Source organism: Psychrobacillus sp. FSL K6-1415, assembly GCF_038003185.1.
Lineage (GTDB): Bacteria > Bacillota > Bacilli > Bacillales_A > Planococcaceae > Psychrobacillus > Psychrobacillus psychrodurans.
Map to the genome: position 1 here is coordinate 2,271,595 of NZ_JBBOOQ010000001.1, position 11,987 is coordinate 2,283,581.

General features: G+C 36.6%; 11 protein-coding genes. 3 read left to right on the top strand and 8 right to left on the bottom strand.

Features of this window, described 5'->3' with window-relative positions; translation table 11 throughout:
- Nucleotides 1-5: 5 nt before the first annotated feature.
- A complete protein-coding gene (locus tag MKY60_RS10620; RefSeq protein WP_340929771.1) occupies nt 6-875 on the top strand; it encodes a TIGR03943 family putative permease subunit in 870 nt (289 codons plus the stop codon).
- 316 nt (nt 876-1,191) lie between these two features.
- Here the strand turns inward: MKY60_RS10620 and MKY60_RS10625 are convergent, their stop codons facing one another.
- The 4 genes from MKY60_RS10625 to mce are packed head-to-tail and all read right to left on the bottom strand — an operon-like array spanning nt 1,192 to nt 4,781.
- A complete protein-coding gene (locus tag MKY60_RS10625) occupies nt 1,192-1,677 on the bottom strand; it encodes a chemotaxis protein CheW (protein ID WP_340879732.1) in 486 nt (161 codons plus the stop codon).
- 16 nt (nt 1,678-1,693) lie between these two features.
- The gene (locus MKY60_RS10630) at nt 1,694-2,806 is read right to left on the bottom strand and encodes a M20/M25/M40 family metallo-hydrolase (protein ID WP_241599579.1); all 1,113 of its coding nucleotides are present in this window, start codon (nt 2,804-2,806) and stop codon (nt 1,694-1,696) included.
- Between the two features lie 14 nt (nt 2,807-2,820).
- Nucleotides 2,821-4,368: an acyl-CoA carboxylase subunit beta gene (locus MKY60_RS10635; protein WP_340929772.1), complete on the bottom strand. Its 1,548-nt coding sequence runs from the start codon at nt 4,366-4,368 to the stop codon at nt 2,821-2,823.
- Nucleotides 4,369-4,370: 2 nt separating this feature from the next.
- Nucleotides 4,371-4,781: a methylmalonyl-CoA epimerase gene (mce, locus tag MKY60_RS10640; RefSeq protein WP_090569554.1), complete on the bottom strand. Its 411-nt coding sequence runs from the start codon at nt 4,779-4,781 to the stop codon at nt 4,371-4,373.
- Nucleotides 4,782-4,905: 124 nt separating this feature from the next.
- Between mce and prli42 the strand changes: the two genes are divergently transcribed.
- The gene (gene prli42, locus MKY60_RS10645) at nt 4,906-5,001 is read left to right on the top strand and encodes a stressosome-associated protein Prli42 (RefSeq protein WP_241599582.1); all 96 of its coding nucleotides are present in this window, start codon (nt 4,906-4,908) and stop codon (nt 4,999-5,001) included.
- Nucleotides 5,002-5,466: 465 nt separating this feature from the next.
- Here the strand turns inward: prli42 and MKY60_RS10650 are convergent, their stop codons facing one another.
- From MKY60_RS10650 to MKY60_RS10665, 4 genes are read right to left on the bottom strand one after another with little or no spacing between them, the layout of a single operon-like run.
- Nucleotides 5,467-5,907: a BrxA/BrxB family bacilliredoxin gene (locus tag MKY60_RS10650; RefSeq protein WP_090569557.1), complete on the bottom strand. Its 441-nt coding sequence runs from the start codon at nt 5,905-5,907 to the stop codon at nt 5,467-5,469.
- A gap of 42 nt (nt 5,908-5,949) precedes the next feature.
- Nucleotides 5,950-7,044: a methylmalonyl Co-A mutase-associated GTPase MeaB gene (gene meaB, locus MKY60_RS10655; protein ID WP_340929774.1), complete on the bottom strand. Its 1,095-nt coding sequence runs from the start codon at nt 7,042-7,044 to the stop codon at nt 5,950-5,952.
- Nucleotides 7,044-9,203, bottom strand: a complete 2,160-nt coding sequence (gene scpA / locus MKY60_RS10660; protein ID WP_340929776.1) for a methylmalonyl-CoA mutase — start codon at nt 9,201-9,203, stop codon at nt 7,044-7,046. Before scpA ends, meaB begins: the two co-directional genes overlap by 1 nt.
- Nucleotides 9,190-10,839 carry a methylmalonyl-CoA mutase family protein gene (locus MKY60_RS10665; protein WP_340929777.1) on the bottom strand — a complete coding sequence of 550 codons (1,650 nt, stop codon included), beginning with the start codon at nt 10,837-10,839 and terminating at the stop codon, nt 9,190-9,192. Before MKY60_RS10665 ends, scpA begins: the two co-directional genes overlap by 14 nt.
- A 266-nt stretch (nt 10,840-11,105) precedes the next feature.
- Between MKY60_RS10665 and MKY60_RS10670 the strand changes: the two genes are divergently transcribed.
- Nucleotides 11,106-11,801 (top strand): zinc transporter family protein, encoded by a 696-nt coding sequence (locus tag MKY60_RS10670; RefSeq protein ID WP_340931088.1) that lies wholly within the window; start codon nt 11,106-11,108, stop codon nt 11,799-11,801.
- Nucleotides 11,802-11,987: the final 186 nt, after the last annotated feature.

Sequence of the window (11,987 nt, forward strand, 5' to 3'; positions counted from 1 at the left end):
GGAGTATGCAAAAAGAGAGAGATTATAGTTTTCATATATTATTAAGAGGTATTATATTGATTGGTTTTTTTCTGCTTACTTTTAAGTTGGCTTTGACTGGAGATATCGAATACTATATTGCACCAAAAATGATACCCTTCTCTTACTTTGCTATAGGTGTTTTGTTGATATTAGCGGTTATACAAATTTGGAGAAGTGGTTCCAAGAATAAGATGGATCTTTTCTGTAATTGTGGTTTTGATCATAATAATAGCTCGTTCCTCCAAAGTGGTTTTATTTATTCTTTATTTTTTTTACCTATACTAATTGGATTTTGGTTTCCAGATACGATTATGGATAGTTCCATTGTCGCAAATAGAGGCATCAACTATGGTTTAAATTCGTCCTTACAGCAGACAGAATTTGGTGGGGATTCTTCAGCACTTTCTGATAATAGTGACATAAGCTATTTCGATGAAGGAAGCACGGTTTATAATAATAGATTAGAGCTAAAGAATGAACTACTTAATAACCCGAAAATCATTGTAAAAGATGAATTTTATTTGGATACTTTAGATATTTTTGTTAATGATTTAAATTCATTTATTGGAAAAGAAATTGAGATTATGGGTTTTGTCTATAAGGAGCCTGACTTAAAACCAGATCAATTTGTTATATCACGAGTGGCAATTGCTTGTTGTGTAGCCGATTCTTCTGTATTTGGAACTATAGCCACAACGGATATATCTCACCCAGTAGTCATGGATGAATGGATTAAAGCAACTGGAATCTTGGCGAAAACAAATGTAGATGGCCAATATTTACCAAATTTACAAATAAACAAAATTGAACGAATTGAACAGCCAGAGGACCCATATGTATACATTCCCTACTAACACATGAAGGGTTCTCTGCACTTAATAAAGATTGGTTAAAAGACGCCTAGTTCTCTCTCAACAGAACCTAGATATGCTGTTGATTGTAGCAAAGGTCGGACGCTTTCCGTGGGCACGGCTTCAGCCGCTTCCTTTGCTCCTACGCAAGCTCGTCGCAAAAACTCGCCCGTGAATGCGCCCACATGAAACAGAAATCACTGGATTATTCGTGCTTTAGAGACCCATGAAACCAGTATTCAAGGAGAATTTTTATATACTTTCTTATCAATAAAAAAAGGTAGCTATATAAGCTACCTTCCTTAACTAAAACATGAAACTAGTTATTAATAGTCTCTTCTTTCTTAACTTCTTCAACATATGTTTGAATATCTTCAAAACCTTCTAATGAACTAACTAATATAGAAGCATCTACAATTGTAATCATTCGATTTTCTAAGTTTGCAACAGCTGTGAAATAACGTGTTTTCGTATAATTTACTAGACCAATTTGCTTTAGATTATCCTGATCAATATCTAAAATTTCTTTCGCTTCTTTCACAAGAAGACCAACCGTCATATCTTCAGTATGAATAGTAATTACTCTTGCTAATTCTTGATCAATACCACTACGGTTATACAAAACTTGTTCAAAATCGATTATTGGCACTAGCTCTCCTCGAATTTTCATCAAACCAATTAAATAATCTGGCAAGTGCGGTATTGGGTTTACATGCTCTAATTTCTCAATGGAGACTACATGTTCAATTGAAACTGCATAATCTTCATTTCCACATTGAAATACTACTACTTTTTCATTGCTCAACACAGTCACCTCCTATTTATTCTGCCGCTACTAAAACGATCTCTACTATTAAATCGGCTAGTTTCTCTAATTCTTCAATAGGCATGCGTTCATTTGTTGTATGAATTTCTTCATACCCTACAGATAAGATAACAGTAGGAATACCAAATCCAGCAATAACATTTGCATCACTGCCACCGCCACTAGTCTTAATCTCAGCAGTCCTTCCAATTCGCTCTACTGCACGTTTAGCAACCTGTACAACAGAATGATGTTCTTCAAAATGGAAGCCTGGGTACATTAATTGTGTTTCAGTTACGGCTTTACCTCCAAATTTTTCAGCTGTTTCTGCGAATGTTGCAACCATATGTGCAACTTGCGCATTAAGTTTATCTTTATTGATCGAGCGTGCCTCAGAAAGTATGTGCACTTCATCACAGACGATATTAGTTGCTTGTCCACCTTCAAATCGACCGATATTAGCAGTCGTTTCAGCATCTAGTCTTCCTAACTTCATAGCAGAAATAGCTTTTGCAGCTAAAGTTATAGCAGAAATACCTTTTTCAGGAGCAACTCCAGCATGAGCAGTTTTTCCAGTAATAGTTGTCCACAGCTTAGATTGGAAAGGAGCAGCTGTTACAATTCCACCGACAGTCCCATCACTATCAATCGCATAGCCATATTTTGCAGTTAGCAAAGAAGCATCTAATTCTTTTGCTCCTACTAGACCACTTTCTTCTCCAGCGGTAATAACAACCTGTATATCCCCGTGCTCAATAGATTGCTCTTTCAATCGACGAATAGCTTCAAATAATGCTGCTATTCCAGCTTTATCATCAGCTCCTAAAATTGTTGTTCCATCCGAGTATATATAACCATCTTCTTTTATAACGGGTTTAATCCCTTTACCTGGTACAACAGTATCCATATGAACCGTAAAGTATATTGGGTCTACGTTTGGATTAGATCCCTTTAAAGTTCCGATTAAATTTCCAGCTCCGTGACCATTTCTAGAAGCAGAATCATCTTCAATAACAGTAAATCCAAGCTGTTCTAATTTACTTTTTAAAATAGGTGCAATTACTCCCTCATACTTTGTTTCAGAATCTATTTGAACTAGCTCTAAAAATTCATCTATTAATCGACTCATTTAAAAGTCTCCTTTTATAATGGAATATTACCATGTTTTTTGTTTGGTCTAGTTTCTTTCTTATTTCGCATCATTTCTAATGACTGAATTAACTTAATACGTGTTTCTCGAGGGTCAATAACATCATCGACCATTCCCATTGAGGCCGCTACATATGGATTTGCAAATTTTTCACGGTATTCCTCAATCTTTTCCGCACGTACTGCTTCAGGATCTTCACTTTGAGCAATTTCACGTGCAAAAATTATATTGGCAGCTCCGTTTGGCCCCATAACTGCTATTTCCGCATTAGGCCATGCAAAAACAACATCTGCCCCAATTGACTTGGAGTTTAGAGCAACATAAGCACCTCCGTATGCTTTTCGTAAAATAACTGTTATTTTAGGAACGGTTGCTTCTGAATAAGCAAATAATATTTTAGCTCCGTGGCGAATAATTCCACCATGTTCCTGTTTAATACCTGGGAAGAATCCAGTTACATCTTCAAACGTAATGATAGGGATATTGAAGGAATCACAAAAACGAATAAAACGTGCAGCTTTGTCTGAAGAGTCTATATCTAATCCTCCAGCCATTACTTTTGGTTGGTTACAAACTAGACCAACTACCTCGCCTTTAATACGAGCTAGACCAATAACTATATTTTTAGCAAACTCCTTTTGCACTTCCAAGAAAGAATCTGTATCAACTATCTGTTCAATAACCTTTCGAACATCATAAGGACGGATTGCCTCATAAGGAACGATATCTGCTAATTCAGAACGATAATCATCCTCATCTTCAACAACAGCTAAAGGAGCTTTTTCTTCAAAGCTTTGTGGTAAATAACTTAATAGCAGACGGACACTTTCTAATACTACCTCTTCCGTCTCCCCACGGAAATGTGCATTTCCACTTATAGTGTTATGTACTTTCGATCCACCCAGGTCTTCGGCAGAAATTTTTTCTCCGGTAACTGTTTCTATAACTTTAGGACCTGTGATAAACATTTGACTAGTTTCATCTGTCATAAACACAAAATCAGTTATAGCAGGCGAATACACAGCTCCACCAGCACATGGACCTAAAATCACAGAAATTTGAGGAATAACCCCGGAATATATGGCATTACGATAAAAAATTTGTCCGTATCCATCTAGTGAAACAACGCCTTCTTGAATACGAGCACCGCCGGAATCGTTTAACCCAATAAACGGCGCTCCATTTTTTTCTGCTAAGTCCATTACGTTCGCAATTTTAAGTGCATGCATTTCTCCCAAAGCTCCACCAAAAACTGTGAAATCTTGTGAGAATAAATAAATTGGACGACCATTCACTTTCCCGTAACCAGTTACGACCCCATCTCCAGGACCTTCTTGCTTGTCCATTCCGAAGTCAACTGTACGGTGCTTGATAAAAGGGTTTAACTCTACAAATGAATCTTTGTCTACTAATAATTCAATACGTTCACGAGCAGTCAACTTCCCTTTTTCATGCTGCTTTTCAATCCGTTCATCTCCGCCACCAAGTTCGATTTTACGTTTACGATCATATAAGTCATTGATTTTTTCATAAATATCCATAATTACTTCTCTCCCCCGGTTTTGTCGACTAATTCATAAAGTACTCCATGAGATGCTTTTGGATGTATAAAAGCTACCTGAGCACCATGGGCACCAGCTTTTGCAGTCTCTTGTATAAGCCGAACTCCCTTGTCTTTCAGCTCATCCAAACGCTGCTGTATACTTGTAACGCCAAAAGCTATATGATGAATACCTTCACCTTTTTTTTCGATAAATGAATGAATCGTACTTGTATCATCGATTGGTTGAAGCAATTCTAAATGGACATTGCCGCTATCAATAAAAGCTACACGAACTTTTTCTGATACAACATCTTCAATATGTACTAGTTTTAACCCCAATGTATCTATGTAATATGGAAGAGAGTCTTCAATACTTTTTACAGCAATACCAATATGATCAATTTTCTCCATTTTTACACCCCTTTTGTAAAACGCTTACCTTTTCCTATTGTACCTATTTCAAAAAAAAATCTCTACCTCTTGTGCATTTTTATGTTTTTGTTAAAATAAAGGTACAAGCTAAAGGAGAGAAATTATGCAAAATCAAAAATTTCGTAAAGTTATTGTTTATTTAATGATTTTAGTAATGGTAGTGTCTACATTACTAATGGGAATCAGCTTCGTTCTTTAATGTCAAAACCCTATTACCAAGTGAATTTTAGAGATGCTGGTTAGTTGTGTCGGACGTCACAACCAACTAGCATCTCTTTTTTTCGGTTATCTTATTACGTTTCCCTGTCCGTCACCCTCCTGCAACTCTTTTAAACAGGATAAATGCATTTTGGATAACTAGAGAATAGATACTTCCCTATATATAGAGCAAGCTCACGAAGATACAATTTCGATCGCAATCTTACTTCTTTATTTAGTAAATACTTACTTTTTCTCTTTATTTCCACTAGATAAAAGAAAATCTGCGTTCTTATCTATCATTGGATAATAGCATTTCTAACTTAAAAGGGATTCTATTCTAATTAATTTTATCACGATCTAAAATTTGTCCAATCTTATCATCTAAGTGATAGGCTATGCTCTATCTTGAAATGACAAAAACCAGCGAATGCATTTCAAAATGCTTCCGCTGGTTTTTATTTTTTTATACTTCTTCACAATATTCTTCAAATAATCCTTGAAGATGTGTGATTACTGAAGTTGGAGCATGGCCTTCTATCTCATGACGACCAATTTCTGCTACTGGTTGTCCATCTTTCAACAGTACAAATGATGGAGAGGAAGGTAAGTGATCATCACCGAATAGATTACGTGCTTGTTGAGTTGCTAATTTGTCTTGACCAGCAAAAACAGTCACTAAATGGTCCGGACGTTTATCATAATGTACAGAGTTTGCTGCAGCAGGGCGAGCAATACCTCCAGCACATCCGCATACTGAGTTTACCATTACTAATGTTGTTCCTTTTCGAGCAAATGCAGCGTCTACATCTTCAGGTGTTTCAAGTTGCTCATAGCCTGCTGCTTCCATTTCTCCACGAGCTTGTACCAGTATATCATTCATATATAGATTGAAATCCATATTCATTTATGCCACTCTCCTTTTTTAAACTATATTTATCTTATCAGATTATAGGTTTGGATTCGAGGAAAAAAGATCGTCTAACGCTTGCGAAACCGTTATTTTTTCGTTCCGCACTAATTGCTCTAATTTTGCCATTGATTGTTTCCTTTCATTAGAAGAAAAAAAGTCATCATATAATCGATCGACAATCATTGATTTAAACCATTCAACTGTTTGTTCTTTTCTCCTTTGTTGCCATACAGTTTTTTCCTTCATCACTTGTTGGAAATGAAGTATATTTTCCCAAACGATATCTAAGCCAATTTTTTGTAGTGAAGATACTGCTAGTGCGGGAGTCTTCCAGTATGGTGAGGAAGGTGCTAGAAAGTGAAGTATTTGCTTATACTCAGCTACTGTTTTTTTGGCTAGCTTTTCATTTGATCCGTCTGCTTTATGAACAATAATAGCATCAGCAAGCTCCATTATTCCTTTTTTCATCCCTTGAAGTTCATCTCCCGCACCTGTGAGCGCTAATAATAAAAAGAAATCGACCATTCCTCGGACAATCGTTTCACTTTGACCTACACCAACCGTTTCAACTAAAATAACATCGTAACCTGCAGCCTCACAAAGAAGCATCGTCTCACGAGACTTTTTGTGTACGCCTCCAAGTGTACCTGCAGTTGGAGATGGTCTAATAAATGCGTTCGGATGTCTGGAGAGTTCTTCCATTCTTGTTTTGTCCCCTAGAATACTTCCACCTGTCAGGGAGGAACTAGGATCTATAGCTAGTACTGCTACTCTATATCCCTGATCACATAGCATTTTACCAAATGACTCGATAAAGGTACTCTTTCCTACTCCAGGAACTCCAGTTATTCCGATACGAACGCTGTTACCAGTAAATGAAAGTAAGTTTTTCAATAATTGCTGTCCGATATGCTGCTGATCATATACAGTACTTTCTATAAATGTTATCGCTTTTGCTAAATGCAACCTGGAGCCATTTTGTATATTTCGGATATATTCCTCTTCATTGATTTGAAGAGGCTTTTTTTTGGAGAACTTTTTAATAGAAGCCTTCCCCACACCATCATGTTGCGATTTAATACCACTCATCACATGCATAGTAGAATCGTTATTATTATCCGTTTTTGACATTAATCTTCCACTTCCTCGTAGCCAAGGCGCTTATAAATCTCTTCAATAACTTTTTGTGCTGCTACTGGTATAACTGTTCCAGGTCCGAAAATAGCGGAAGCACCGTTGTCACGTAGGAAAGAATAATCCTGTGCTGGGATAACACCACCAACAACGATTAATATATCTTCTCTACCAAGCTTAGCTAACTCCTCTTTCAATGAAGGTACTAATGTCATATGTCCAGCTGCTAATGAACTTACTCCGACAACATGAACATCATTTTCTACCGCCTGTAGTGCAGTTTCTGCAGGTGTTTGGAAAAGTGGACTAATATCAACGTCAAATCCTAAATCAGCAAATGCAGTTGCAATAACCTTAGCTCCGCGATCATGCCCGTCTTGACCCATTTTGGCGATTAAAATACGTGGGCGACGACCTTCGTTTTTCCGGAAATCCTCTGCCATTTGTTTCACTGCATCAATCTCTTCCGCATCATTAAAGTTTGCACTATATACACCACTCACAGAACGAATCACCGCCTTATGTCTGCCTGCTACCACTTCGATTGCATCTGAAATTTCACCAATAGTTGCACGTTCCCTAGCAGCAACAACAGCAGCTTCTAATAGATTGGTTTCACCAGTTCTTGCTGCATCAGTTAATTTAGTTAACGCTTTTTGTACTGCTTCTTCATCACGGTTAGCTTTAACTTTTTCTAAGCGCTCCATTTGTTTTTGACGAACGACTGTATTATCTATATTTAAAATATCAATAGCATCTTCTTGCTCTAAACGGTATTTGTTCACTCCAATGATAACTTCTTTAGAAGAGTCAATTTGTGCTTGTTTTTTAGCTGCTGCTTCTTCTATCTTCATTTTAGGAAGGCCGGTTTCTATCGCTTTCGCCATACCTCCAAGTTCTTCAATTTCTTCGATCAAAGTCCATGCTTTTTCCATTAATTCGTGTGTTAGTGTCTCGACATAGTAAGACCCACCCCATGGATCTATTACCTTTGTCATATTCGTTTCTTCCTGTAAAAAAAGTTGAGTGTTACGAGCGATTCGAGCTGAGAAATCTGTCGGCAAGGCAATTGCTTCATCTAAAGCATTTGTATGAAGTGATTGTGTATGCCCCATCGCAGCTGCGTTTGCCTCTACTAACGTTCTAGTAACATTGTTAAATGGATCCTGCTCGGTTAAACTCCAGCCAGACGTTTGAGAATGTGTACGAAGAGCTAATGATTTCGGATTTTTCGGATTAAAGCTTTGCATCATTTGCGCCCATATTCTACGAGCTGCACGCATTTTAGCGATTTCCATAAAATAATTCATTCCGATTGCCCAAAAGAATGAAAGTCTGGGCGCAAATGCATCAATATCTATTCCGGCAGCTAACCCTGTTCGAACATATTCTAAGCCATCAGCTAAAGTGTAAGCTAGTTCAATATCAGCGGTTGCTCCAGCTTCTTGCATATGATAACCGGATATTGAAATAGAATTAAATTTCGGCATCTTTTGAGCTGTATAAGCAAAAATATCTGCAATAATTTTCATAGACATTTCAGGTGTATAAATATATGTGTTACGAACCATATATTCCTTTAAGATATCATTTTGAATCGTACCAGCTAACTGCTCTGTTGTAACGCCTTGCTCTTCTGCAGTCACAATATAGAAGGCTAGTATTGGAAGTACTGCACCATTCATCGTCATTGATACAGACATTTGGTCTAATGGAATTCCATTAAATAATATCTTCATATCTTCAACAGAGTCAATTGCAACTCCTGCTTTTCCTACATCCCCGGTAACTCGTTCATGATCAGAATCGTAGCCACGGTGTGTGGCAAGATCAAATGCAACCGATAATCCCTTTTGTCCCATAGCCAAGTTTCTTCTATAAAAAGCATTACTTTCTTCCGCAGTTGAAAAACCAGCATACTGACGAACAGTCCAAGGTTTCGCAACATACATCGTTGGATAAGGTCCCCTCGTGTTCGGTGCGATACCTGGTAGATCATTTAGATGTGGGAATTCAGACGTATCTTCCTTGATATACATTTGTTTTAAATGAATTCCTTCATTCGTTAAAAAGGAATCTACCGCTGCCATTTTTGGATGTCCTTCATTTAATAACACTTCTTTAATAGATACTTTATCGTAATTAGGCATTGTCATTTGAATCCTCCTTTTTAGCAAGGGCAAGTAATTGTTGCCCTTTTTTAAGAAGTGATTGTCCAGCATAGATACTTCCATATAACCCGGCATCTAACCAGTCTTCATACTCCTCAAATTTCCCGGCAACATCCATTGGAACGGACAGATTTTCATTTAGTATTGCAGGTACTAAACCAGCCGTTTGCTCATCGTTACCAACAAATACAACATAGTTAATATTTTTTTCATTTATCCATTTTTGTAGATCAAATGGTTTTAAATTTTCAGGAGCTACAATTGGTGAAATCCCTAATGCGATTAAATAACCGTTAACAAAATCCATCCGAGCCTTATATTCTTTTAAAATGCCAAAGGGAATAATTGCAGTGTTTAATGGATTATCTTGGAATGATTTTCTTAATTGTTCAAAAGGTTCAGCTAGTCGTTTATAATCAGTTTGTTTAATAGAAACTTCCAGAATATCATCTGGATTTGCATATTTATTCGTTCCAATTAACGATTTTTTACGTGTAGAGAGTTCAGCAAGTTGCTCGTTCCATTTCACTTCTGCTCTTTCTAAAAGTATTGTTTCTCTATTCTCAACAGTTGCTTCTTTCATTAAAGTTAAAAAGTATGCCCACGTTTTTTCGACAAGTTCATTCGTTAGTGTGTCTACATAGTAAGAACCACCTGCTGCATCAACAATACGCTGGGTATGCGTTTCTTCTTTTAATACGAGCTGCATATTTCTTGCGATTCGATTGGATGTCGGTGTTGCTCCAGTCAGATAATCATGTGGATACGTTGTCAAACTATCCACTCCACCAAGAACGGCAGCCAGCGCACTATTACCAGAACGCAAAATATTAACGTTTGCATCTAATACGGAGTAAGACCTTAAAGAGGTTTCGGTATGTACAGGAATTGCTGCTATGTTAGATTTCCCATATGCTTGTCCGAAAGCTTGCCATAGAATACGAAATGCTCGAATTTTCGCTATTTCCATAAAGAAATTATTTTCAATCGAAAATTGTACAAATGCGTTTGAAACAAGCTTGTCTATCCCCGAATTTTTAGCAAACTTATCTGCTTGTACTAATACGCTAGCTAGCTCACTAATAGCATCTCCACCTTGTTGATGGATGGAAGAGCCATTTAAGAAATATGTTCTAGCATTCAAAAGTTCTACATCCTCTGCACCTTTTACTAATCCTTTTAGGTCTGAGAAATAAGTTAAAAAAGCTGGATCATTTGTAACATCTAAAATAGCAGTATGCTTCTTCAATAGCTCTGCTAGCTCTTCTTTTTCATTTGTTTGCCAATTATGTTCTTTTTCTATTTTAAAATGAACAACATCATTACCTTTTGTAAGTGACTCTTTGATTCCCTCAAGTATCTCCTTACTTGAAGAACCTTCTACAACTTGTGCGATCAACCAGCCAGAAGACTTTTTTGCATCACGAACAATAGCCGTTTGTGATTCTGGAATATTTTCCATATCTTCTAAAGAATAAAGCGGTTTCAAAATAATATCTTCTAATGTTCTAGTTGATAGTGACTCCAAAGTTTTCCCCTTGAGTGATTTAAGAGCTACTTGCTCCCATTGGTCAAGTGTTGCTCTATTAAACGAAGTTTGTTTCATTTTATCTATTGTCATATGAACGCTTTCGCTTCCCCCTATGTATAAAAGTAATACTAATTATATTTTAACTGACTCTAATTGCATTAGAAAGGGAAACTTCCTTTTTACTCAGTATCTCCAGTTGCTCTTTTAGTTGTTCCCTGTGTAGGACACAATTAGAAACGATTCTGAATTGTGTCCTACACAGGGACACCTCAAAAAATTATCGTCAGATGTATGAAAGTTTTGCGAGAAGAACACATACACTTAAACAACATCCATCTAATTTGTATGCAGAGGAAATGATAAATTTGAGTGCATTAGTTCTTGGGGGATTACTTTTTTTAAGTGTAACTGTAGGGGCAGTAATCGCAGGGATAGTATCTAAAATATTTCAACATTCTAATGAAGGTTTGGCTCTTTTATGCGGTGGATTTTTGATTGGCCTTCTAACACTAGACATCATTCCGTCGGCATTAAACTCATACAAAACTCCTGGTATTGCACTGGGAATATTGTTAGGTTATATGTTTTTACTTTTTGTTAAGAAATCACTTCATTCTTCAATTAGACCATCTGGTTATCTACTTACTATCGCACTTCTTATACATACAATTCCTTTAAGTTTAACGATTGGAAGCTTACTTGGGGATTCCATTTTCGATCACTCTTTAACAATGTCTACCATTTTGCATCATATACCAGAAGGATTCGTTCTTACTTCTATATTTCTTTCACAGGGGCAGAAACTAATCGGTTTATTCCTTTGTTTTATTGGTTTGTCATTCTGCTTTAGTTTGTTTATATGGATTGGTAATCACATACATCTTGGCATAAAGGCTCAAAGTGTTCTTTTAGGAGTCTCTATTGGTCTAATAGCAGTTACGAGTATAAAAGAATTCATTTTACAAAATGTTCGAGCTTTATCAATTAGGACATCCACTACTTTTGTAACTATGGGATTTGTTATCAGTTTCGTGTTTCATATGGTGTTCTAAAGCAAAAGTCTGTTTAGCAACCAATTAATAAAAACGACAGAGGAAAAGTTTATTTTTCTTCTGTCATTTTTTATGAATTAGGTAACATTATTTAGTATTTGCACATTATATGAGTAATTATCGTTATCTATCTATTGTAGTGATTTCAGGATAATTCAGAATTGTTTCTAATTGTATCTTACACAG